This is a genomic window from Janthinobacterium sp. LPB2021202312-11-4 (genome assembly GCF_037049705.1).
In the GTDB taxonomy this organism is placed as follows: domain Bacteria; phylum Pseudomonadota; class Gammaproteobacteria; order Pseudomonadales; family Pseudomonadaceae; genus Aquipseudomonas.
Genome location: NZ_JBAGKV010000002.1, coordinates 427,155 through 449,287, shown reverse-complemented (window position 1 = coordinate 449,287; position 22,133 = coordinate 427,155). Strand labels below are relative to the sequence as shown.

The window sequence follows — 22,133 nt, the reverse complement described above, 5'->3', positions numbered from 1 at the left end:
CTAAAAGCTTAATTCTGTTTGTAATGTTTGACGGAACGCAGTGCAACAGTTCAGAGGCGCGAATAATGCTTCCTTGGTCGGCCACTGTTTTGAACATCTTTAATTGAGATAACTCCATGTCATTGCTCATCAAAAGTGAATAGTCGAATAATTATAAGTTACTTGTTGCAGGCGTTCAACTAGTTTAATTTTAAAAGTTCTGATTTTATTCAGTATTTTTCAATTAAATAATCCGATCAGTCTTTATGGAGAGAGACAAATCATGAACTCAGCATCGCCGCGAACTCGTTACGAGACGTTTAATTATAAGTCCATGCAGGAGTTTGGTGAGGTTTTTATTGACGCGCTACCAAAGCATATACGGAATTTAAAAATCCCCGGTCGAGTTGTATTTGAAAATGACCGGAGGCAACCTGTGTTAGCGCATATCACGCAAATAGCCGAATTTCAGGACGCGATGTTTGAGGTGCTTAGTCATCCGATTACGCAAGAAGCTCAGTTCCATAGTGAAAATACCTTTCGGGTTTTTCTGGAAAAACCAACAGTAGACTCGGCTGTTCTAAAATTTTTTAATGGGTGGAATGAAACCCATAAAACTACCAGTTTGGTCTCGGCTAAAATTATCATGCGGCTATCAGCAGATGCGATCTCAGTGCCTGCCGAAAAACTAGTTGGCTATCATCACGTCATGGCACATATGCATGAAGTCGCGAAGGATGATTTTGGGCTTGGCCATCCAGGCCACGACGGTATGTACGACTACATGATCGCGGCGTTTGGTGCTACTGCCTGGGTTGAAGATAAATATAAAATACGCGAATGTAACGAGTTTTCAGAGTTTCTGTATAACACTGGCGTAGCAGAACATAAGGCGGCTTTTAATTCAGCCGAGCATAAAGACTCAATCATGGAGGCGATGATGGTTTCTATTGCTTCAGAGCTTTGGAATGGTCGGGAGTACAACTTCATTGCCCAACACATAGAGGAAAAATTACTCGCCATTAATCCTTCTCTGAGTATGAATGCTGGGAGTTTTCGTAACGCTAAAGGATATATTATGGGGCATTCTGGTGAAGTGGAAAATAAGCATGGCTTGCATGCTTTAGCCGCGGCACAAGAATTTGGTAGAACGGCTGATATAAGTTTCAAGCTGGGGAGGCTTAAAGGGATTATGCTCAATTACAATGAAAGGGTAGGAAACGCTTTTGCGGCTATGCACCAAGCCCTGATCTCATAGAGTCAGGTTCTATAACCAGAAGAATATACCGATTATAGTTTCTTCAAACGAGCTGTAGACTGATCGGTATATCTCAAAAAGCGTCGAACTCAGCAAAGCGAAATGTCATGGTTTTTCGTAGGTAATTTAAATTCCCAAAGGATCCATAATATGTATTTTGAACAAGCTTTGATCGCGCTAGGTTTTTTTGCCTTTTGCGGCGGCTTGATAGATGCTGCAGTCGGTGGTGGCGGACTTGTACAACTGCCGGCACTTTTACATGCCCTCCCTCAGCAAAGCCTAGCTACTGTTTTTGGGACTAATAAACTGGCTGTTTTGGCGGGAAATTTATCCTCCATATTCAGCTATGTAAAACGAATAAAAATCATGTGGAGGTTAATGCTTCCCACTATGCTTTCCGCATTTATATTTGCTTTTCTTGGTGCCTTCTCAGTATCTATCGTGCCAAAAAAGCTGATGGAGTTTGTTGTTTTTTTCATTCTGATAGCCATGGCTATCTATACGTTTAAGGAAAAAAAATTAGGTTTGGTGGGTTTTAATAAACATTGCGGATCAAAGGAGATTGCATTAGGTGTTTTTTTTGGTGGCCTCATTGGTTTCTATGATGGTGTTTTTGGCCCTGGTAGCGGTAGCCTTCTACTTTTTATATTTGTCAAATTTTTTGGCTTCGATTTTTTAAACGCATCAGCCTCTGCAAAGCTGGTTAATTTGGGTACCTTTAGCGCAGCGCTTATGTTTTTTGTTCCGTCTGGCAACGTCTTATGGACTGTTGGCGGTGTAACTGCTCTGTGCAATATGGCGGGTTCTCTCACCGGTGTTTTCTTGGCACTTCGTTACGGAAGTGGCTTTATCAGGATATTTTTCCTGGTTCTGCTTATATTTTTGATAGGGAGAATGGGGTTGTCTCTATTTTCGTAGGGGATAAGTTCAAACTTCAGTCCTTGCGGCCAGCCACTTGCTTTGAGTGATCTCCCATACTTATCACAGGTGTGGGCAGGCCCGACCCATACAGTGGTGCGCAGCCATCGCGGTACAGGTGAGGGGTATTTTGTTCAATACAGCCATCGGCGTGCGCTCTACCTTGAGGCCCGGTTCAACTGAATTGAAGAAGGTCTGTGATGAGTCTGATGATGTCCATGGCGGCGTTTGCGCTGGTTGCCTCGATAACGCCGGGGCCGGTGAATATCGTGGCGTTGGGTTCCGGTGCACGATACGGTTTTCGGGCGACGTTGCGCCATGTGCTGGGCGCCACGTTGGGGTTTGTGTTGCTGTTGGTGTTGATGGGGCTGGGGTTGCATGAACTGTTGGTGACCTGGCCGTTCTTGACCCGTGGGGTGCAATTGGCCGGCGTAGCGTTTCTGCTGTTTATGGCCTGGAAGTTGGCCATGGACGATGGCGGGGTCGGGGAGGGCAACGCGCACAAGGCGCCGTCGATGTTCTATGGCGCGTTGATGCAGTGGCTCAATCCCAAGGCGTGGCTGGCGTGTGTCGCCGGGATGGGCGCGTTTGTCGCCGATGGCGACGCGGGGCTGGTCTGGCAATTCGCGGCGATTTATCTGGTGGTCTGCTACCTGTCGGTGGCGTGCTGGGCCTACGCCGGGACGTTTTTGCGCGGGTATTTGAGCAACGCCAGGGGCATGCGGCTGTTTAACCGGAGCATGGCGTTGCTGTTGGTGCTGTGTGCCGGGTATCTGGTGTGGGCCTAGGCTGTGGGTGTCAGTTCAGACCGCTGAGGGCGTCCTCCGTTGACCTGTGCAAAGCGTTGAATCGCTGGGCCCGCAGTTCCGTGATCGCATAAATGGCACGGGAAACACGACCATTGCCATCGACAAAACTGTGGTAGCCGAGAAAGGCGCCGAACAGCTGTTTGCCGAAGTGTTCATGGGCCGGGTCCAGGGTTGCCAAATGCTGCTCCAGCATGGCCGCGCCTGAAACGTTGGACGGATATCGTGCCTGAGTCGTGGGGCTGCGCAACGCGTTGGGCGCCTCGGGCACCAGGCGTCGATGCAGTTCCCGGTAAACCGCCGGGTCGTTCAGCGGTTTGCCGTTGCTGGCGTACTCGCGCAGCACGGCCCTGATGTTGTCCGTCTCGTTACGCGAACTCGAGGCGTTGAGAATCCACGCGGTGGCGCGATCGGCGTTGTCCGTCAGGCGCTGCGGGTTATAGGACACATCGTCGAGAATCCTGTTGTACGGCGCTTGTCCAAGGTCCGACGCGCGCACAGCGGATTGGTGCTGATTCATGGCGATCAGGTTTTTATGTTCCACCTTCAGTGTGTCGTTGAAGATTTCCGGCAACGCGGTGTGTTCCTTGAACTGATGAACATTGGCCAGGGAGTATTTTTGCGCTTGCTGGCGGATCAGCGAATCGACCACGTCCATGCCCAGTACTTTGGTCAGCGAGCGAGCCTCGTCAGAGGTGCGCGCCATTTCGATCAACGCGTTTTCCAGTAAGCGCTCCAACTCTTCTGGCGGCACCTGTTTGAGTAGCTTCGCGTCATTGGCGTGCAGGTGCTTGAGGACGTGCTCAGGGGTTTGCAGCGCGTCGCTTTTGAACAGCGCCCGGGCGTGGGCCACGGTGTCCAGGCTCATGCGGATCTGCGACGCCGCGCCGGTGTGGTTGATGGCCTTGACCAGGTCATAGGCATTGGCGCCGGTCAAATGCTGCAACTGGGCGCGGGCGATATGGGCGGTGGAGGTGGCGTAATGGCCGACTTTCAACGCACTTTTGCCAATCAGTTTTGCGCCACCGATGAGCAATTGCGGGACGCCGTCCAAGGGGTTGATCAACGTCACCGCAGCACGGGCGCCGATGCGCGAGGCAGACAGCAGCCGGGTGACCAGGTTCGCGGCTTTGGCGCTGGCGCTGATGATCCGCCCGGGCAGGATGGCCACGGCCAGCGCAATGGCTGCCACGTCCATGACACAACCCAGGATTGCGTTTTGCTGCCGCGCCGGGTTGCCCGAGGACATCTCTTCGACGCAGCCCTTGAACGGGATGATCATATTGAGGACGGCATTGAAAATAGCCTCGGTCTTCTCGATGGCGCGTTCTCGTTGGGTCTGGTCAAGGCCCAGTTGCTTCAGCTCGTCGACGGTGAAATACGGATTGTTCTCGGCAATCAGCTGGCTGATCGCTTGTTTACGGGGTGAGCGGAAGAACGGGGTCGGCGAGATCGGTGCGGCGGTGTCCGCCGAGGCCTGGAATTCGCCGATCTTGCGGACAAACAGTCGGGACTGGACATTGTCGCGGGGGGCCTGGTTTTTCGAGTAAGCGCCGACGTCCAGATCGACTCTTTCGAACCGTTCATCACTGGAAAATTTAACGGTGTGGCCGTTCTGCTCTGGCTGGACCAACGAGCGAAACACCGACTCAAGCTTTGGATTGACTCGGCATTCCAGGCGTAAAGGAAACAGCTCATAACAACGAACCTGCGAGTTCAGGTGCGCACACAAAATCACACCGAAACGGCCGGTGTCTCCCGCAAGGGGTGTCGCGGGGCGAATGACACCGCCCGGGGTCGGCAGCGTTGGAAAGCGAGTTGTGGTGTATTGCTCGACGCAATAAATACCCACCGCGCCGTTTTCAATGAACAGGGCTTCATTCGGCGGTAATTGCGAAAGCGTTACTTCGATGTTACTGGCCAGTGCTTCTGTTATTGCATTGTGATGTTGGTGGATGGCGTCGTTATATAACTCGGTTACCGGGTATAACCGGGTCAAGTCGGGGAATGACTGATAAATACTGCTGCCTTTAACGCGATCCCATTCCTGGCGGTGAAGTTCATCACCCATATAAAGATCCAGCACCGACACTTTGCGCCCGGCGCCACCACCGCTGCCACGGTGTTTGACCAATAGTTCGTCGGGGTCGCAGCCCGGTACATTGGCCTTCAGTTCTTTCAAGGCCAGAGGCTTGCGGTGGGGCAGGGCTTTACCCAGGCTGTCGGCGGCCCTCAGGATTTTGCCGAGGTACTGTTCGTATTCCCGGATCGCCTGAGTGATCGCGCTGGGGCTGAGGCTGCCGTCGGTGTCCCGGATGATCAGCTTATTCATCAGCGCCCACGTCACGATGGGGTCCATCGATTGGCTGGCATACAACGAAGCCAATTGCGAAGTCGCGTGGGACGATTGGCTCAGGCCGAGCAAGTGTTCGTGGGGTAACCGGCGCGAAATCCCCGGGACCAGCGCCTCGGCAAACTGCACCGATTGAGTGGCGACCACCCAGGCCGGCGTCCCGATCCGCAGTTCGGCAGGCCAGTCGGCAATCAGGTACTGCGGCGCCATGCCGCCCAGTACCAGCTCCACCACCAGCGAGGCGAAGAGCTTGTCGAGCTTGAGGTGGTCGATCAGGTGCTGTTCCAGGCGTGTGCGCACCGTGGACGGATGCCGCAGGAAGTACTCGGTTGAATACAGGTTGAAACCGGCAAACGCGGTGTTGGCCATGTCGATGGCGGGGTCAAGGTCAAGCAGCATCGCGGCGATCAGCAACTGCTCGATAAACGCTGGGGACGGTTTCGCGTCGCTGAACCAGCCGAGGGCATCGATATACGCTTGCCCTTGCTCGGAGGCCCATAGGGCAATCTCAAGCAATCGTTGCAAACGGTGACCCAGACGCGAAGGCAGCCGATCTGCCGAAGTGCTTTCCAGGCGCAAGTGTTCGCCAAAATGCGCGACTAACGAGGTGTAGCCACCGGTCAATTGCTGAGTGACCTGACGAATGATTGCCCGATTGTCTTTGGTCAGTTCGAACGGCGAACCTTTCGGAGACTCCAGAAGTTGCCAGTAGTGACCCAGCCGGGGCGCCTCCGGCAATGTGGCGAAGTTGAGCAGGTCAATCAGCCCTGTGGCGTCCTGCTCGTTGGCAGGGGCCGGCAGCCCATGAAAACGCAGCCATTGACCGACGATGATCTGGTCCCCGGTGATGACCCACCCACCGGTCGTTTTGGCCATGTTGGCCAGCACCTTCAAGTCTTCATCAAACGTGGCGAGACCACTGACAAGAGGCGTGATGTCCTTGGGGGAAAACCAGGCCGTGGTGATGTCCACAAGGCTGCTTAAGTTGGTCCAGGAGTAATACAGCCGGCCACGGTCATCGACCAGGAACACGGCGGTCTGGGGTAAAGCCTGTGAGGCTCGGATGTTCAGGAACGCCGGGTGTCTGGTCAGGTTCGACAGGTAAACACTGGCGGCACGATGAGCCTGATCAAACGCGGTGCCCGTCACGTGCGCGACAGCGATGCTGTTCCATGACCATCCCAGCTCTTTTTTGATGTTCTCGTTACCGAGAAAGTGATTGATAGCTTCGCTGATCGCTTGTATTTGGCGCGAATGAACAGAACTGGCGGATTGAGTGTGCATGGTTGAATTTCATCTTCCGTGATGGTTTAGGCGATATTCCGCAGCGGCATTTAATGGGGGTAAAGCGACCGAGAGAGTAGGGGTGGTGAAGCGCAAAGTTAATGGCCGTTATGTGACTGGCCATGTCGAATTTCAGGCAGGGAAGTGCTGCGATGTATTAAAGGAGGGGGTGCGCTTATATGTGTGGATATATGTCGTTGCAGGGAAACAACTGTTTCAACGTTGTGGAATTAACTTAGCCCCGATACTGCCCCGGCGTCGCCGCCAGATGTTGTTTGAACGCCCGTTGAAAATGCGCCTGGTCGGCAAATCCGGCTTCCAGCGCCACATCGGCAATCAGCTTGCCGCTGCGTAACCGGTCCTGGGCGAACTGGATGCGCCGGTTGACCAGGAACGCGTGGGGCGTCATGCCGAAATGCTGTTTGAACGCACGGATCAGGTAGGACGGCGACAGCTGGGCTGCTTCGCAAATGTCCTCAAGCTTGAGCAGGCGGGTGCAGTTGTCGCGGATGTAGTCGGCGGCCCGTTCCAGTTTGAAATTGGGCTCGCGCAACGGTTGATCGGCGGGGTTGAGCCGTTGCTGCACGTCGCTGAAAAACTCCACGGCGGCGCTGTGTTTAACCAGCACGTCCTGCTGCTCATCGAGCAACACGTCGTACAGGTTTTTGAGGCCCGTAAACAGGCTGGTGTCACGGGTGTGGGTGATGGCAAAGCGGCGAAATGCCTGATCCGGGGCGAGCCCGAGCTGGTGCTGCAAGTCGGTCAGCCACGGTGTTTCGACGTAGAGCATCAGGTATGACCAGGGCTGGTCGTCGATGGGGTTGCAGGCGTGAACATCACCGGGGTTCATCAGCACCACGGTGCCGGCGCTGACCTCGAAGGCCGATTGCTCGTGGACATACGTACTGCGCCCGGCAGTGATCGCACCGATGGAAAAATGCGCATGGGAATGCCGCGCATAGCAGACCTCGCGCCCGTCGGCGATACCCCGGGCCTCGATGAAGGGCAGGGCATCGTCGCGCCAGAAGCGCGGGGCCTGGTCGGCATTTTTGGCAACGGCATGCTTCATCGTCGGCGTCCTTGGCAGGTCAGCGCCCGAGTGTATTAGCTCTGGCCGTTAAACGCCCGTTGCAGTTCGGCGATGTCGAGTTTTTTCATCTGCATCATTGCTTGCATCGCCCGTTGGGATTTGACCGTGTCGGGGTCTTTGAGCATGTCCATCATGGCAATCGGTACGATTTGCCAGGACAGCCCGAACTTGTCCTTCACCCAGCCACACTGTTCGGCTTGCGGCACGGCGGACAGCGCGCCCCAGTAATGGTCGACTTCTTCCTGGGTCTGGCAGTTGACCTGGAATGAAACCGCTTCGTTGAACTTGAAAACAGGCCCGGCATTGAGCCCGGTGAAGCCCTGGCCATCGAGTTCGAAACTGACGGTCAGCACCGAGCCTTCCGGGCGACCGTGGTGTTCGAAACCGGCCTTGCCGTAATGGGTAATGGCGGTGATTTTCGAGTGATCGAAGATCGAGCAATAAAACTTGGCGGCTTCTTCGGCCTGATCGTCGAACCACAGGCAGGGTGTGAGTTTTTGCACGCGTTGCATGGCGGTCTTCCTCTGCGGGTTAATCACGCTGGACTATCAGCGTAGTCAGTCTGTAGTCGCTTGGCGGTGCCGTAGATCGACAAGTCGGGAACCGATGTCCGCCAGACCGGTTTACCGATAGACTTGCCGCCCCGATTTTGCCGCAAGGACGCTCAGCATCATGGTTGCCCCTCGTTTATTGGCTGTTGTTTGTTTGCTTGTCAGCGCTGGCGTTTGGGCTGAGCCGTTGACTTATCACCTTAATGATCCGGCGCAGAAGTACGCCATCGAGGTGTTGTTTGCGACGCCGCCGGCCAAAAGTTACGAAGGCGCCCCCGCGCAGATCACTTTGCGTGACAAAACCAGTGGCAAGGTGCTGCAGCGCATCGATTCGCCCGAAGCGTTTGCCGTATTCAAACCGGATGGCCAAGAGCTGGAAATCAACCACGCCCCGACCTATGGCGATCAGAGTTTGTTGTTCTTCGAGGACTTCAATTTCGACGGCCGGCAGGATTTGGCTGTACGCAACGGTAGTGAAGGTGGCTATGGCGGGCCTTCCTATGACATCTACCTGTCCGATCCGAAAAGCTCGCTGCTGGTCTTCAATCCGTCCTTCTCCTCACTGACCCGCGACGAACAATTGGGCATGTTCGCCGTCGATCCGGTTGCCAAGCGCTTGCACACCAGCTCGAAAAGCGGCTGTTGCTGGCATCAGTACGCGACGTGGCAGATCGAGAACAATGAGCCGGTAATGGTCGCTGAAAAGATCGTGGCGGCGCAGATGCCATCTGAGGCAAAGCCTTACATGCCGCTGGGCTATATGGACGTCACCGAACGAGCACTCAAGGATCGCCAATGGGTCGAGCGTCATACTCTTGCGGGCCCCTACACTGAGCCGCCCATGACGTTGCGCGGTACGCTTAACGACAAGATCGCGGTGGAACTCTGGTGGCAGCGTAAAGGCGAAATCTACATTGGTGAGGTTCGTTACGGCAAAACGGGCAGCGGCAAGCCGATTCGACTGATGGGCGAGTCCCTCGACGATGGTCGTGTGTTGTTGCATGAATTGACTGACGATGGTGTGACGACTGGCGACTGGTACCTGAAAGAAGAGCGAAATGAGCAGGGTGAACTCATCGGCGTCTGGCGCAGCGGCAAGCGTGAGTTCAAGGTCAAAATGCTCGCTGTCGATTTCAAAATTGCTTCGCAAAAACTTGAGCCGGTTGCCGACAATCAACGTGAGGGGCACTACTTGGTCGGCAATTTTGCACAGCGCCGAGTGGGGGAGATGGTCTTGAAGATACTGCCGGGGATCGACAACGGCCCGGAAACCGCAGATATCTCCCTGAGCTACTCTCAGCTCAAGGATCCTTTGAGCGAAATCAATTATCAGTCGCCATTATTGGCCGGCAATCTGGCCATCGTGCTGGATGCCCAGGGCGGGCCGATTTTTCGCGTGCAGCTACTTAACGGTGCAGCCAAGGTGACTGGTTATGGCGAGTACCGGAAATACAGCGGCAGCTACGTCAAAGCGCCCTGAGGCGGCCCTCTAGAAATCCCACCTATTGGTGAGCTGCACACTGCGCGGCTCCCCATAAAACCCCGTCCCGAAATTCCCCAGCCCGGTGTAGTAGGTCTTGTCGAACACGTTCTTCACATTGAGCGTGGTGCTCCAATGCGCGTTGAAGCGATACCGCGCCATCGCGTCCACCAGGTAGTAACTGTCCTGAGTAATGCGCGCGTACTGGCCGAAGTTGACGCTATCGCCGGGGTCGGGCTGGAACACGTTGCCGAAGAACTCGCTTTGCCAGTTCACCCCGCCGCCAACGGTCAGATTTTCCCAGGCACCGGGCAGGCGATAGGTGCTGAACACCCGCACCACTTGCTCGGGCGCCGTGGTTTGCAGCACCGAGCCGTAGACGTAATCGCCCTTGGCGTCGCGGGTGTGGTTGTAGGTGTAGCCGGCCGAGAGCTTCCAGCCGTCCAGCACTTCACCGGCCACCTCGAATTCGAAACCTTTGGTGGTCGCGCCTTGTACCGGGCGATACACCGATTCGGTGTCGACGCCGCTGACGTACTTGGCGACGTTGTCCTGTTCTATGCGGAAGATCGCGAAACTCGCGTTCAGCCGCCCACCGAAGTATTCAGCCTTGATCCCCGCTTCGTAAGCATCACCTTCTACCGGGTCGAGCAACTGCCGATGGGCATCCTTGCTCATTTGCGGCTGATAGATGTTGGTGTAGCTGGTGTACACCGAGTAGGTGTCATTGAGGTCGTAGATCAGCCCGGCGTACGGCGTTATCACGCCGGTTTGGCGGTAACCGTCGCGCATGTCGGCGGTGTTTGGATCGGTGTAGTCGAGGTGATCGCTGCCCTTGAAATCGCTGACTCGCCCGCCGAGGATCAGCGCCAGATCGTCGGTCGGTTTCAATCGCGTAGCCAGGTAGGCGCCGGTCTGGCGCTGGAGAATGTCGTCGCTGCCTATCTTTGGAATATCCGGTTTCGGGAACTCGCCGCGCCAGTCGAAGATGCTGCCGTCCAGCGCCGGGTAGACCGAGCCGTGCACCGGGATGTCCTGGCGGGTGTTCATGGCCATGAATCCGGCGATCAATTCATGCTCGCGGCCGAACAGGCTGAACGGACCGCTGAGGTTGATATCGAGGTTGTCCTGCACCTCATCGCCCTTGAACTTGCCCATGTACATGAACATGCCGTCCCCGGTGAGCGGGTCCGGGTTGCCGCCGCTGGCGGAGGCGAGAAAGGTGTCGTGCTGACGGTGTTTGCGGTCGTAGCTGACCTTCAGCGTCCAGTCGTTGGCCAGTTGCTGTTGCAGCGCGGCGAACAGCGTCTGGTTATTGAAGTCGCGACGGCTCCAGTCAGTGGCCGGGTTGAACGAACGCGAAAAATGCGTGGGCGAACCGTCGCTGTTGAACATCGGAAAACCGGTCCAACTGGCGCCCCGGGAGCGGGTGTTTTGCTGGTCGATGCCGAAGCTCAGCAACGTGTCCGCGCTCAGGTCGGCTTCGAGGATGCCGTAGGCGATGTCCTTGGTGTTTTGATAATGGTCGGCGTGGGCGCTGCGATCCTGATAAACCTCGACAAAACGCCCGCGCACATTACCGCTATCGGTCAGCGGGCCGGAAATGTCGCCTTCGCTGCGCAGGTTGTCCCAGGAACCGACGGCGCCGCTGACCGAGGCCTTGAAGGTTTTGGTCGGGCGCTTGCGGATCAGGTTGACGGTGGCCGACGGATCGCCCGAACCGGTCATCAGCCCGGCCGCACCCTTGATGATGTCGACGCGGTCGTAGGTCGCCATGTCGGTGCTGGTGGTGCCGTAATCGTAGACGCCGTCGTAGTCGGTATTGACCCCGTCGTACTGGAAATTGGTGATCGGCAGGCCACGGCTGGAGAACTCCCAGCGCTCGCTGTCGTAGTTCTGCACGCTGATGCCGGGGGCGCGGCGCAGGACGTCGGCGATGCTGGTGCCGCCCTGATCATCCATTTGCTGGCGGGTGATGACCGTCACCGATTGCGGAGTCTCACGCAAGGACAACGGCAGGCCGGTGGCGGACGACGTCGAGCCGGTGGTGTAGGCGTGGGTGTCTTCGGTGATGGCGCCCAAGGCCAGGGCGCCGATGTTTGTCGGGTCCAGTTCCAGTGGACCACTGTTTTCTGGCGCGACGCGTAACACATAACCGCCGCCGGCCTGTGGCAGGGCGCGCAGGCCACTGCCTTGCAACAGACGCTGCAAGGCTTGCTGTTCGGTGAAGTCGCCGTTGAGCCCGGCGCTGCGTTTACCGTCCGCCAGATCGTTATGGCCCGCGAGGAAAATCCCGGCCTGTTCGGCAAAACGATTGAGCACGCTGACCAGTGGGCCGGCAGCGATTGTGTAATGACGTTTTGGACCGGAGGGCTGTTCGCTGACGGCGGGTGTATCGGCTTGGGCGAGGGGCGCCGCCAGGTTCAGCAACGCCGCCGTCAGCGCCAACGGACGCCAGTTCACGCTTTCGGGCCGACGCTGACCCACCACGCCGAGGTCTTTTGCACCCGGATTGGCAACGCCGCTTCCAGCAGGCGCAACGCTTGGTCGGTGTCCTTGAGCGGAAACGAACCCATCACCGGCAGCCCGGCGATGGCCGGATCGCAACCCAGATGCCCCGGTCGGTAGCGGCTCAATTCCTCGATCAATTGCCCCAACGGCAGGTTGTCCGCCAGCAATACCCCGCGACGCCAGGCTTCCCGTCCGGCATTGGCCGGTGTCGCGGGTGAGATTTGCTGTTCGCTGAACGCCAGTTGCCGTCCGGCTTCGACGATCTGGAGCTGACCGTTCAAGGTGCGGACTTCAACCGCGCCTTCGTAGACGTTCAGCAGGGTTTGATGCTCGTCCTGGCGCACGCTGAACCGCGTACCCAGCGCACGCATCCGGCCGTGGGCGGTTTGCACCAGGAACGGTCGATGGCTGTCCTTGGCGGTGTCGATCAACACTTCGCCGCAACGCAGTTGCAACAGCCGTTGCGTGGCGTCGAAACGCACATTCAGTGCGCTCAAGGCATTGAGCCAGATTCGGCTGCCGTCGCTGAGCAGGCTTTCCCGGGTTTCGCCGGTGCCGGTGGAAAGATCGGCGGCCCAGCGCCCCACGCTCTCCGGCAGCGACGTCTGGCGCCAGGCGCCCCAGCCGAGCAGGCTGCCGGAGGCCAGGATCAGCAGGCTCTTGAGGGTCTGGCGGCGGGTGATCGGCGAGCGCGCGGTGTTGCGAAGCACATAGCCGGCGGCCTGCGGCTGGTCCTCTTGCAGGGCTGCGAAACGTTGGCCGACGCGTTCGACGTAGCGCCAGGCTTGCTGATGCTCGCCGCTTTGCGCCAGCCAGGCCTGCCATTGCTGGCGCTCCTGTTCGCCGACCTGCTGGTCGTGCAATTGCACATACCATTGGGCCGCCTGTTCGAGGCTGGCGTGGCTGATGCTGTTTGCGGGAGTACGGGACATGGCTTACTCGATCAGCAGGCCGTCGAGTTCGGCCTCAAGGATCGCGCAGTGCATCAACGCCTGGGCCAGGTACTTCTTGACCATCCGTTCGCATACGCCGAGCTCTTCGGCGATGGCGCGGTAGGGCAGGCCATGCAACTGGGCGAGGATGAACGCATCGCGCACCCGCGCCGGCAGCCGCTGCAGCATGGCGTCCACTTCGTAGAGGGTTTCGACGATGATCGCCCGTTGCTCCGGGGACGGCTGCACGGCTTGCGGGCGCGCAGCCAGGGTCTCGAGCCAGGCGTGTTCGAGCTGCCGACGGCGCCAGTGATCGATGCACAGGCCCCGGGCGATGGTCGCCAGGTAGGAACGCTCACGGGTTTCACAGTCGAAGGCCGGCGGCCGTTTGAGCACACGAAGAAAGGTGTCATGCGCCAGGTCCGCGGCATCGAAGGCGTTGCTCAAGCGTCGGCGCAGCAGTTCGTGCAACCAGCGGTGATGCGCGAGGTAGAGGTTCTGAACGCTGGAGGAATCGGCGACCGTCATTGTGAGCACATGTCCATGGGCGACGTGCGCCTTCAGTGCAAATAAGAATGGGTCGCGATTAAACCAAATGGTCTCTGAGTGCGCAAATGATATTGGTTTGCTTTTAGGCGGGCTGGGGCAAGGATGTGGAGGGTTGTAGTCGATATGACTTTTTATTGAGTCATAACGACCATTTTTGTGCCGTGTCATATTGACTTGCTTGCTAGCAAGCCATTGATTTTAAACGCTATAAAATCTGGCACGGGTCTTGGATTAACAAGCGCACAACAGGTCAGCTTCAGGAGTACGGAAAAATGTTCGATTTCTTCAATAACCCTCAGAACGTTTTGCACCTGTCGAGCAAAGTGCTGGGCCTGGGCCTGACACTGCTGTTGCTCGGCATCTACGGCGCATACCTGTACAGCGGCCACTTGCCTATCGTGGCGCTGGTATCGATGCATGCCATGACCATCATTGGCCCGACCCTGCTGAAAATCGGCTATGTGATGCGCCTGCTGGCACAGCATCGGCTGGGCGTTCGCCCGGTTGCGGTGCTGGCATGATGCTGACCCCTGTAGGAGCAAGGCTTGCCCGCGAAGAGGTCGTGTCAGTCGACATCAATGCAGGCTGACACACCGTCTTCGCGGGCAAGCCTTGCTCCTACAGGGGTCAGCGTCCGAGACCACCGCGTTCGGCGATCCAGCGCGTAGCCAAATCAATAAACGCCCGCAATTTCGGCTGCGTCTGGGTGCGACTCGGGAAGTACAGGTACAACCCCGAACTGAGCGGCACAAACGGCTGCAGCACCCGTTGCAGGCGCCCATCCGCCAACTCGTCGATGATCTCCAGATCACAGGCATACGCCAGGCCCATCCCCTCCAGGGCGGCGCCTATCAGCAGCTTGCGGTCGTTGACGATCACCCCACCCGAAACACCCACGGTAAAGTCCCGACCGTCACGGTTAAATTCCCAGCGATGGGCGTTGCCCGAGGTCGAGAAGCGAAAACCGATGCAGTCATGCCCGGTCAATTCTTCAGGGCTGGCCGGTTGGCCGGCCTTGGCGAAGTAGGCGGGAGAGCCGACCACTGACCATTGCAAGTCCGGCGTCAGGCGCACGGCGACCATGTCTTTCTCGATCGACTCGCCCAAGCGAATCCCGGCATCGAAGCCGCCAGCCATCAGGTCCACGGTGGCGTCGTCCAGGGAAATATCGAGGGTGACTTGCGGGTGAGCCTGGCGAAACAACGGAATCAACGGCTCGATCAACAACGCACCGGAGAGCCGTGGCGCGGTGATGCGCAACGTGCCCATGGGTTGATCGCGGAAACCGCTGAGCACCGCCAGGGCCTCATCGATTTCACTGGCGGCCGGGCGCAAACGGGCGAACAGGCTGGCGCCGGCTTCGGTCAACGCCACACGGCGGGTAGTGCGCTGGAACAACAGCACGCCGGTGCGCCGCTCCAGCAGCTTGATGGCATGGCTGACGGCGGTGGGCGTGACCGCCAGCCGGGTGGCGGCGAGGGTGAAGCTTTTGTGCTCGGCCACCGCCAGGAACTCGGTCAAGCCGTCGAAAGGGTCGTGGTTCATGTTTGCGCCATTATGAAAGAGCGTTTCATAGTGCTTGTAGCACGAGGGCATTTTTCCGACCAATCTTCCTGCGTACCTTGTGCCTACTCCAACCCACACAAGGTATCGACCATGAGCACTTCCCATTCTTTCAAACGTGTCTGGCTCGTCACCGGCGCTTCTCGCGGGATCGGCGCAAAAATCGTCGCAGCAGCCCTGGCCAATGGTGACGCCGTAGTCGCTACCGCCCGTGATGCGAGCACGCTGATTGCACGCTTCGGCGATCAACCGGGCTTGCTGGCCGCCACCCTTGATGTCACCCACGAAGCCCAGGGCGCCGCCGTGGCTCAAGCGGCCATCAAGCGTTTCGGGCGTATCGACGTGCTGGTCAACAACGCCGGTTTCGGTTTGCTCGGCGCAGTGGAAGAGGCGAGCAGCGATGAGATCAAGCGACTCTATGAAACCAACGTCTTCGGCTTGCTGAACGTCACACGCGCAGTCTTGCCGCACATGCGCGCCGCCCGCAGCGGTCATGTGATCAACATTTCCTCGGTGGGTGGTTTTCAGTCGGCGCCCGGCTACGGCGTTTATTGCTCGACCAAGTTTGCCGTCGAAGCGTTGAGCGAAGCCTTGCACGGCGAACTGGCGCCGCTGGGGGTGAAGGTGACGGTGGTCGAACCGGGTTACTTCCGCACCGACTTCCTCGACACCAATTCCCTGGTCGAATCCCCGGAATCGATTGCCGACTACGCCCCGACCGCTGGCGAAGTGCGCAAACTGGCCAAAGCCGTCAATCAGCAACAACCCGGCGACCCAGAAAAACTGGCCCAGGCGATGATCACCCTGGTCGAGTCCGCCAATCCGCCGCTGCGGCTGCCGCTGGGGACGGATTCGGTGCGTTACATCGAGGCCAAAACTGCCTTCGTCACCCATGAGCTGAGCGACTGGCGCGCACTGTCCGAGTCGACCGATTTCTAACCCAACACCTCTAATCCCTGTAGGAGCGAAGCTTGCTCGCGAAGGCGTCGTGTCAGTCGACATCTCTATCGACTGGACGATCGCCTTCGCGAGCAAGCTTCGCTCCTACGGGATTGTTCAATCGGTCTGGAAGGTGACCGGCGGTCGCAGAAGCTGGCCGCCCGGTCAATCTGCGCTTAGCTGTATGGATAACCCGAGGCGCGCGTAGGTCTGCACTGGCCACAGCGACGCCCCTTCAGAACACCGTGAGTCTGAGGAAGTTCGCATGCTGACCTTGAACATTAATGGCAAGGACCAGGCGCTGGATGTCCCCGCGGACATGCCGCTGCTGTGGGTGTTGCGCGATGTTGCGCACCTGACCGGGACCAAATTCGGTTGCGGCATGGCCCAGTGCGGTGCCTGCACTGTGCACGTCGATGGCGCGCCGCTGCGTTCCTGCATCACCCCGGCCACCGCCGTGGCCAACGGGCAAAAAATCCTCACCATCGAAGGCCTGTCCACCGACGGTTCGCATCCGGTGCAGCAAGCCTGGGCCGAACTCGACGTGGTGCAGTGCGGTTATTGCCAGTCGGGGCAGATCATGTCGGCCGCTGCGTTACTGGCAAAGATCCCCAACCCCACCGACAGCGACATCGATCAGGCGCTGTCCGGCAATATTTGCCGCTGCGGCACCTACCCACGGATTCGTGCGGCGGTCAAACGCGCTGCCGAGATCGGTTGAGGCCATGTCATGAACAGCATCATCAATCCCGTATCACGTCGCGGTTTTCTCAAGGGCAGCGCGGTGCTTGGCGGCGGGCTGGTGGTGGCGTTTGTCATCCCCGGCGGTCATCGGTTTGCCATGGGCGCCGACAATCAGGGCAACGTCTTCGCACCGAATGCCTTCCTGCGAATCGCCAACGACAACAGCGTCACCATGCTGCTCGGCCATTCGGAAATGGGCCAGGGGATCTGGACCGGCCTGACCATGCTGATCGCCGAAGAACTGGACGCCGACTGGTCGAAAATCCGCGTCGAACATTCCCCGGCCTCGGCCAAGGATTACGGTTTGGCCGGGTTTGGCGGCATGCAGATCACCGGCGGCTCGACCTCGACCTGGATGGAGTTTGACCGCTATCGCCAGGCCGGCGCCGCCGCACGCTTGATGTTGATCGACGCAGCGGCCAAGCGCTTCAACGTTGCACCGTCGGAAATCCGCACCGAACCGGGTGTGGTGATTGCCGGTGAGCATCGCGCCACCTACGGCGAACTGGCCGATGATGCCGGCAAGCTGCCGGTGCCCGATCCGGCGTCGATCACGTTCAAGGCCGCCAAGGACTGGAAGATCATTGGCAAACCGACCCCGCGCCTCGACACCCCGGAGAAGATCACCGGTCGGGCCAAGTTCGGCATGGACGTGCAGTTTGAAGGTCTGATGACTGCGCTGGTCGCTCGGCCACCGGTGTTCGGCGGCAGCGTCAAATCGTTCGAAGGCGCCGAGGCCCTGGCAGTGCCAGGTGTGCACAAAGTGGTGCAAGTGCCCACCGGCGTGGCGGTGATTGCCGATCATTACTGGGCGGCGAAACTGGGCCGCGATGCGCTGAAAGTCGACTGGGACCTGGGGCCGAACACCGGGCTCGACAGTGTGAAATTGCTCGAAAGCTTCCGCCAACTGGCGACCACCCCCGGCATGCCGGCCAGCCAGGCGGGTGATACCGCCGCCACGCTAAAGAAAGCGGCGAAAACCATCGACGTCGAATACAGCGTGCCGTACCTGGCCCATGCGCCAATGGAACCGCTCAATTGCACGGTGAAAATCACCGCCGACAAATGCGAAATCTGGACCGGCACCCAGTTCCAGACCCTCGATCAAATGATTGCCGGCAAGATCACCGGACTCAAACCCGAGCAGGTGGAAATCCACACCGAATTCCTCGGCGGCGGTTTTGGACGTCGGGCCAATCCGACCTCGGATTTTGTCGCTGAAGCGGTGCAAGTTGCGAAAGCCGCCGGTATGCCGGTGAAAACCGTTTGGTCGCGGGAGGACGACATTCGCGGTGGTTACTACCGCTCGATGTTTTTGCATCAGGCGAACATTGGTCTGGATGCCCAAGGCATGCCGGTGGCGTGGAAGCATGTGATGGTCGGGCAGTCGATCATGGACGGTACGGCGTTTGCGGCGACGATGGTCAAGGATGGGGTCGACAAGACGTCGGTCGAAGGCGTGGCGGACAGCCCTTACCTTGAAGGCCTGGCCAATCACCAAGTGGAACTGCATTCACCCAAAACCGGTATCAGCGTGCTATGGCTGCGTTCGGTCGGGCACAGCCACAACGCCTTTGTCATGGAATCGTTGATCGACGAACTGGCCACGGCGGCGGGCAAGGACCCGGTGGAATACCGACGAACCCTGCTCAAGGACCATCCGCGACACCTCGGCGTGCTGAACCTGGCGGTGGAGAAAGCCAACTGGACCGCGCCGTTGCCCGACGGCCATGCGTTGGGTGTGGCGGTGCATGAATCGTTCGGCAGCTATGTGGCGCATGTCGCCGAGGTGTCCGGGGACAACCTGAAAATCCGTGTGCACCGGGTGGTGTGTGCGGTGGATTGCGGCATTGCGGTCAACCCGCAAAGCATCGCCGCGCAAATGGAGTCCTGCGTCACCTTCGGCCTGGGGTTTGCGCTGCACAGCAAGCTGACCTTCAAGGAAGGCCAGGTGGTGCAGTCCAATTACCACGATTATCAGGTGCTGCGGCTCAACGAAATGCCGGTGGTGGAGGTGCACATCGTGCCCAGCACCGACAAACCCGGCGGCATCGGCGAGGCGGGTGTGCCGCCCATGGCGCCGGCGGTGGCTAACGCGGTGTTTGCCTTGACCGGGCAACGTCTGCGGGAACTGCCGCTGCAACTGTCGGGGGTGTGAGATGAAACGACATTTGATTCTCGGCGCCATCGCGCTGATTGGCTTGGGCGGCTACGCCTCGGACCTGTTTGCGGCTGACAATCAGGCGGCGCTAAAAGCCTTCGATACCGTGCAAAAAGTCTTCCAGAGCCCGCGTTGCCAGAACTGCCACATCCCCGGCGATTCACCGTTGCAGTTCGACGCCGGTATCCCCCACGCGATGAACGTCGTGCGTGGGATGGACGGGAAGGGCGCGGCCGGTTTGCCGTGCGCCACCTGCCATGCCGACAACAACCCGCCCGCCAGTTACGGTCCCCACGCACCACCCGGGGCGCCGCACTGGAGCCTGCCGCCCGCCGCGCACAAAATGGCCTGGATCGGCCTGCCGGCGGACAAACTCTGCGCGTTGATCAAGGACCGCTCCAGCAATGGCGACCGGGATTTCGCCGCGCTGATCAAGCACGTCAGCGACGACAAACTGGTGCTCTGGGGCTGGAATCCGGGCGGCAACCGCGCGCCGGTTCCGGTGCCCCACGACATTTTCGTCACCCAGTTCAAACTCTGGGCCGACGCCGGAGGACCGTGCCCGGTCGCGGGCATCTGACCAACGGCGGATTTATCAGGAGTCAAAGCGGATCTGTACGCCTCTAACGTATAGACCCTTCACAGGAGTGACACATGTTGGTTCCAGGCAAACCGGTCAACCCCGGCGCTTGCGCAGACACCCTGCGCGGGCCGGATATCGCTTCACAGGAACGTGAATGGCTGCGTGACCTCGCGCGCCAGGCCGAGCAAGAACTGACGGCGGTGCAAGTGGCGAGCATGGATGCATTGACGTTGCTGCCCAATCGTCATGGCTTCGAGGCACTGGCTCAACGGGGCCTGGACGCGTGCTTGCACTTGGGTAAACCGGCGACGTTGCTGTTTTTCGACCTCGATCATTTCAAACTCATCAATCAAGCGTATGGCCGCGCCGAAGGCGACGATGCCTTGAAGACCTTCGCCGACGTGCTGCGGATCGCCTTTCGCGAAAGCGATGTGATTGGCCGCATGGGCAGCGACGAGTTCGCCGCGCTGCTGACCGGTGCCAACGCCGTGGAGATCACGGCGATCCGGGCGCGGCTCGAAGAAATGCTCGACGAGCGCAACGCCACGGTGCATCGCGGGTATGACATTCGCTTCAGTGTCTGCCAGATCGAGTTTCATCCGGCGCTTCACCTGACGGTAGAAGGGCTATTGGCGGCGATCAGCGTGCAAGTCGGCGGCCACCCGTTCGGCCACTCGTAACAGCGAGCCGTCGTGTCTGAACCGGCCGATTAGCTGTAGTCCGATTGGCAACAATCCTTCGGCGCGAGCCAGGGGGATGTTGACCTGCGGTAAGCCGAACGCGCCCCAGAATTTGATGAAATCCGATGGCCCGGTGTTTTCGGCGCTGTTCACGGCCAGTGGCGCGACCATTGCGCAATTGGGCGAGAGCATGGCGTCGAAAGGCTGGCAAAGATCATCCAGGCGCGGTGCAAGCGCCGCCAGTCGGGCCTTGGCTGCGGATTCCTGATCCCAACTGGTGGCCGCCGCGCGCTCGAACATTGCCAGCATCGAAGGGCTCAACAGTGCCCGATGTTGCTGAAACTCCTTGGCCAGTGAACGTGCACCTTCGCAATCGTTGATGACCTGGTGATCGTCGAACACCTGGGCAAACTCATCCGGCAGGAGCACTTCGCTGACGTGATGGCCGGCGCTGCGCAACTGTTCCACGGCCTGTTCCAGCGCGCGGGCGACTTCAGGGTCTACCTGATCCCAGCGCGGTGTGCGGCAGAAGCCCAATCGCAGTGGTCGTTGTTGGGGTTGCGGCAGGGCAAAACCGGGTATCAACACCCGCGCCACAAGGCTCAGATCCCGCACTGAGCGCCCTTACCAACCCACGGTGTCGAAGCTCGGCGCCAGCGGTTTTACCCCTTCCAGCGACACCAATCCAAACGACGGCTTAAAGGCAAACAGACCGCAGTACGCCGCCGGTTTCAGCAGCGAGCCCGCCGTTTGGGTGCCCAGCGCCACGGCAAAGAAATCCGCCGCCATCCCCGCTGCCGAACCGGCACTGGAACTGCCCGGTGTGCGGTCCAGGTCATGGGGGTTACGGGTCGGGCCGGTGTGCATGTAGGCAAATTCGGTGGTGTGGGTCTTGCCCATGATCAACGCGCCAGCCTGGCGTAACAGGCTCACCACATGAGCGTCCCGGGACGGTTGGTGGTGCGCATAGATCGGCGAGAAGAACTGCGTGGGATGGTCTTCGCTGTCGAAAATATCCTTCACGCCCACCGGCACGCCCGCCAACAGACCACGGCCCTCGTTGAGCGCGGCTTGCAGGCGCACCTGCATGGGTTTGAGCGAGACGAAGGCCTGGACCTGCGGTTCCAGGGTTTGAATGCGCTCTAGAAAGGCGTCGGCAATCGCGGCGACGGTGGTTTCGCCGTTTAGGACCGACTCGCTGAGGGCGGTGGCGTCCGCAGCAGAGCGGATCATTTGGCGAACAACTGGCTGATGTCCTTGAACGCCTTGAACTCCAGGGCATTACCGCACGGGTCGAAGAGAAACATCGTCGCTTGTTCGCCGACCAAGCCCTGAAAGCGGATGCACGGTTCAATCACAAATTGGGTGTTCAGCGCCTTCAAGCGTTCGGCCAGGGCTTCCCATTCCGGCATACCCAGCACCACGCCGAAATGCGGCACCGGCACGTTGTGGCCATCCACGGCATTGGTGTGGGCGGCTTCTTGAGAGACGTTTTTCGGCGCCAGGTGAATGACAAACTGATGGCCGAAAAAGTTGAAATCCACCCAATGATCGCTGGAGCGGCCTTCTTCCAGTCCGAACACTTCGCCATAGAAGTTGCGTGCGGCCGTCAGGTCGTACACCGGAATGGCCAGGTGAAAAGGGGAGAGCTGCATCGGGTGATCCTCAACGGTCGAAAGTTGAAGCTGAGTTTAGTCCTGTGCTTTTTGATTAAAAGACGATAATTTTTGCGTCGAGCTCAAATTATTTCGA

At 58.7% G+C, this 22,133-nt stretch carries 21 protein-coding genes; 10 read left to right on the top strand and 11 right to left on the bottom strand.

Annotated features, from left to right (window positions below; translation table 11 throughout):
- Positions 1-118 (bottom strand): LysR family transcriptional regulator (locus V5E99_RS03970; protein ID WP_499801101.1); only part of this gene is annotated, 118 nt, incomplete at its 3' end.
- A gap of 144 nt (positions 119-262) precedes the next feature.
- Here V5E99_RS03970 and V5E99_RS03965 point away from each other — a divergent pair.
- The 3 genes from V5E99_RS03965 to V5E99_RS03955 all read left to right on the top strand — a co-directional run bounded on the left by V5E99_RS03965 (position 263) and on the right by V5E99_RS03955 (position 2,943).
- On the top strand, positions 263-1,237 hold the full coding sequence (locus tag V5E99_RS03965; RefSeq protein WP_499801087.1) for a hypothetical protein: 975 nt from the start codon (positions 263-265) through the stop codon (positions 1,235-1,237).
- 150 nt (positions 1,238-1,387) lie between these two features.
- Positions 1,388-2,155, top strand: coding sequence for a sulfite exporter TauE/SafE family protein (locus tag V5E99_RS03960; RefSeq protein WP_499801085.1), 768 nt, complete (start codon positions 1,388-1,390; stop codon positions 2,153-2,155).
- A 200-nt stretch (positions 2,156-2,355) separates the two neighbouring features.
- On the top strand, positions 2,356-2,943 hold the full coding sequence (locus V5E99_RS03955; RefSeq protein ID WP_499801084.1) for a LysE family translocator: 588 nt from the start codon (positions 2,356-2,358) through the stop codon (positions 2,941-2,943).
- Positions 2,944-2,953: 10 nt separating this feature from the next.
- Here the strand turns inward: V5E99_RS03955 and V5E99_RS03950 are convergent, their stop codons facing one another.
- From V5E99_RS03950 to V5E99_RS03940, 3 genes are all read right to left on the bottom strand, one after another.
- Complete coding sequence (locus V5E99_RS03950; protein WP_499801083.1) at positions 2,954-6,598, bottom strand: hypothetical protein; 3,645 nt, start codon at positions 6,596-6,598, stop codon at positions 2,954-2,956.
- Between the two features lie 235 nt (positions 6,599-6,833).
- Positions 6,834-7,667, bottom strand: a complete 834-nt coding sequence (locus V5E99_RS03945; protein WP_499801082.1) for an AraC family ligand binding domain-containing protein — start codon at positions 7,665-7,667, stop codon at positions 6,834-6,836.
- Positions 7,668-7,702: 35 nt separating this feature from the next.
- Positions 7,703-8,200: a VOC family protein gene (locus V5E99_RS03940; protein WP_499801080.1), complete on the bottom strand. Its 498-nt coding sequence runs from the start codon at positions 8,198-8,200 to the stop codon at positions 7,703-7,705.
- A gap of 160 nt (positions 8,201-8,360) precedes the next feature.
- Between V5E99_RS03940 and V5E99_RS03935 the strand changes: the two genes are divergently transcribed.
- Entirely contained in the window at positions 8,361-9,719 is a 1,359-nt protein-coding gene (locus V5E99_RS03935; RefSeq protein WP_499801078.1) for an XAC2610-related protein, read from the top strand.
- 9 nt (positions 9,720-9,728) lie between these two features.
- On the opposite strand, the gene V5E99_RS03930 is transcribed toward V5E99_RS03935, so the two are convergent.
- The 3 genes from V5E99_RS03930 to V5E99_RS03920 are packed head-to-tail and all read right to left on the bottom strand — an operon-like array spanning position 9,729 to position 13,690.
- A complete protein-coding gene (locus V5E99_RS03930) occupies positions 9,729-12,206 on the bottom strand; it encodes a TonB-dependent siderophore receptor (protein ID WP_499801076.1) in 2,478 nt (825 codons plus the stop codon).
- Complete coding sequence (locus V5E99_RS03925) at positions 12,179-13,162, bottom strand: FecR domain-containing protein (protein WP_499801075.1); 984 nt, start codon at positions 13,160-13,162, stop codon at positions 12,179-12,181. Before V5E99_RS03925 ends, V5E99_RS03930 begins: the two co-directional genes overlap by 28 nt.
- Before the next feature lie 3 nt (positions 13,163-13,165).
- Positions 13,166-13,690, bottom strand: a complete 525-nt coding sequence (locus tag V5E99_RS03920; protein WP_499801073.1) for a sigma-70 family RNA polymerase sigma factor — start codon at positions 13,688-13,690, stop codon at positions 13,166-13,168.
- 293 nt (positions 13,691-13,983) lie between these two features.
- Between V5E99_RS03920 and V5E99_RS03915 the strand changes: the two genes are divergently transcribed.
- Positions 13,984-14,232, top strand: coding sequence for a hypothetical protein (locus V5E99_RS03915; RefSeq protein ID WP_499801071.1), 249 nt, complete (start codon positions 13,984-13,986; stop codon positions 14,230-14,232).
- A gap of 106 nt (positions 14,233-14,338) precedes the next feature.
- Here the strand turns inward: V5E99_RS03915 and V5E99_RS03910 are convergent, their stop codons facing one another.
- Complete coding sequence (locus V5E99_RS03910) at positions 14,339-15,256, bottom strand: LysR family transcriptional regulator (RefSeq protein ID WP_499801069.1); 918 nt, start codon at positions 15,254-15,256, stop codon at positions 14,339-14,341.
- Between the two features lie 111 nt (positions 15,257-15,367).
- Here V5E99_RS03910 and V5E99_RS03905 point away from each other — a divergent pair, with 111 nt between their 5' ends.
- The 5 genes from V5E99_RS03905 (at position 15,368) to V5E99_RS03885 (ending at position 20,381) form a co-directional block, all read left to right on the top strand.
- Positions 15,368-16,213: an oxidoreductase gene (locus tag V5E99_RS03905; protein WP_499801067.1), complete on the top strand. Its 846-nt coding sequence runs from the start codon at positions 15,368-15,370 to the stop codon at positions 16,211-16,213.
- 265 nt (positions 16,214-16,478) lie between these two features.
- Positions 16,479-16,934: a (2Fe-2S)-binding protein gene (locus V5E99_RS03900; RefSeq protein ID WP_499801066.1), complete on the top strand. Its 456-nt coding sequence runs from the start codon at positions 16,479-16,481 to the stop codon at positions 16,932-16,934.
- 9 nt (positions 16,935-16,943) lie between these two features.
- Positions 16,944-19,115 (top strand): xanthine dehydrogenase family protein molybdopterin-binding subunit, encoded by a 2,172-nt coding sequence (locus tag V5E99_RS03895; protein WP_499801064.1) that lies wholly within the window; start codon positions 16,944-16,946, stop codon positions 19,113-19,115.
- A 1-nt stretch (position 19,116) separates the two neighbouring features.
- Entirely contained in the window at positions 19,117-19,698 is a 582-nt protein-coding gene (locus V5E99_RS03890; protein ID WP_499801063.1) for a hypothetical protein, read from the top strand.
- A 74-nt stretch (positions 19,699-19,772) separates the two neighbouring features.
- Positions 19,773-20,381, top strand: a complete 609-nt coding sequence (locus V5E99_RS03885; protein ID WP_499801061.1) for a GGDEF domain-containing protein — start codon at positions 19,773-19,775, stop codon at positions 20,379-20,381.
- Here the strand turns inward: V5E99_RS03885 and V5E99_RS03880 are convergent.
- The 3 genes from V5E99_RS03880 to V5E99_RS03870 are packed head-to-tail and all read right to left on the bottom strand — an operon-like array spanning position 20,328 to position 22,036.
- On the bottom strand, positions 20,328-20,996 hold the full coding sequence (locus tag V5E99_RS03880) for an amidase family protein (protein WP_499801059.1): 669 nt from the start codon (positions 20,994-20,996) through the stop codon (positions 20,328-20,330). The two genes, V5E99_RS03885 and V5E99_RS03880, sit on opposite strands and share 54 nt — an antisense overlap.
- A 9-nt stretch (positions 20,997-21,005) precedes the next feature.
- Positions 21,006-21,614 (bottom strand): amidase family protein, encoded by a 609-nt coding sequence (locus V5E99_RS03875; RefSeq protein WP_499801058.1) that lies wholly within the window; start codon positions 21,612-21,614, stop codon positions 21,006-21,008.
- Positions 21,611-22,036, bottom strand: coding sequence for a VOC family protein (locus tag V5E99_RS03870; RefSeq protein WP_499801056.1), 426 nt, complete (start codon positions 22,034-22,036; stop codon positions 21,611-21,613). Before V5E99_RS03870 ends, V5E99_RS03875 begins: the two co-directional genes overlap by 4 nt.
- Positions 22,037-22,133 lie beyond the last annotated feature (97 nt).

Excerpts from the sequence above, each read along its gene's own strand:
- V5E99_RS03965 (WP_499801087.1), top strand. The coding sequence starts at position 263 with ATGAACTCAGCATCGCCGCGAACTCGTTACGAGACGTTTAATTATAAG.
- V5E99_RS03900 (WP_499801066.1), top strand. The coding sequence starts at position 16,479 with ATGCTGACCTTGAACATTAATGGCAAGGACCAGGCGCTGGATGTCCCC.
- V5E99_RS03870 (WP_499801056.1), bottom strand. The coding sequence starts at position 22,036 with ATGCAGCTCTCCCCTTTTCACCTGGCCATTCCGGTGTACGACCTGACG.
- V5E99_RS03910 (WP_499801069.1), bottom strand. The coding sequence starts at position 15,256 with ATGAACCACGACCCTTTCGACGGCTTGACCGAGTTCCTGGCGGTGGCC.
- V5E99_RS03945 (WP_499801082.1), bottom strand. The coding sequence starts at position 7,667 with ATGAAGCATGCCGTTGCCAAAAATGCCGACCAGGCCCCGCGCTTCTGG.
- V5E99_RS03960 (WP_499801085.1), top strand. The coding sequence starts at position 1,388 with ATGTATTTTGAACAAGCTTTGATCGCGCTAGGTTTTTTTGCCTTTTGC.
- V5E99_RS03925 (WP_499801075.1), bottom strand. The coding sequence starts at position 13,162 with ATGTCCCGTACTCCCGCAAACAGCATCAGCCACGCCAGCCTCGAACAG.
- V5E99_RS03935 (WP_499801078.1), top strand. The coding sequence starts at position 8,361 with ATGGTTGCCCCTCGTTTATTGGCTGTTGTTTGTTTGCTTGTCAGCGCT.
- V5E99_RS03875 (WP_499801058.1), bottom strand. The coding sequence starts at position 21,614 with ATGATCCGCTCTGCTGCGGACGCCACCGCCCTCAGCGAGTCGGTCCTA.
- V5E99_RS03890 (WP_499801063.1), top strand. The coding sequence starts at position 19,117 with ATGAAACGACATTTGATTCTCGGCGCCATCGCGCTGATTGGCTTGGGC.
- V5E99_RS03950 (WP_499801083.1), bottom strand. The coding sequence starts at position 6,598 with ATGCACACTCAATCCGCCAGTTCTGTTCATTCGCGCCAAATACAAGCG.
- V5E99_RS03915 (WP_499801071.1), top strand. The coding sequence starts at position 13,984 with ATGTTCGATTTCTTCAATAACCCTCAGAACGTTTTGCACCTGTCGAGC.
- V5E99_RS03885 (WP_499801061.1), top strand. The coding sequence starts at position 19,773 with ATGTTGGTTCCAGGCAAACCGGTCAACCCCGGCGCTTGCGCAGACACC.
- V5E99_RS03905 (WP_499801067.1), top strand. The coding sequence starts at position 15,368 with ATGAGCACTTCCCATTCTTTCAAACGTGTCTGGCTCGTCACCGGCGCT.
- V5E99_RS03920 (WP_499801073.1), bottom strand. The coding sequence starts at position 13,690 with ATGACGGTCGCCGATTCCTCCAGCGTTCAGAACCTCTACCTCGCGCAT.
- V5E99_RS03955 (WP_499801084.1), top strand. The coding sequence starts at position 2,356 with ATGAGTCTGATGATGTCCATGGCGGCGTTTGCGCTGGTTGCCTCGATA.
- V5E99_RS03940 (WP_499801080.1), bottom strand. The coding sequence starts at position 8,200 with ATGCAACGCGTGCAAAAACTCACACCCTGCCTGTGGTTCGACGATCAG.
- V5E99_RS03895 (WP_499801064.1), top strand. The coding sequence starts at position 16,944 with ATGAACAGCATCATCAATCCCGTATCACGTCGCGGTTTTCTCAAGGGC.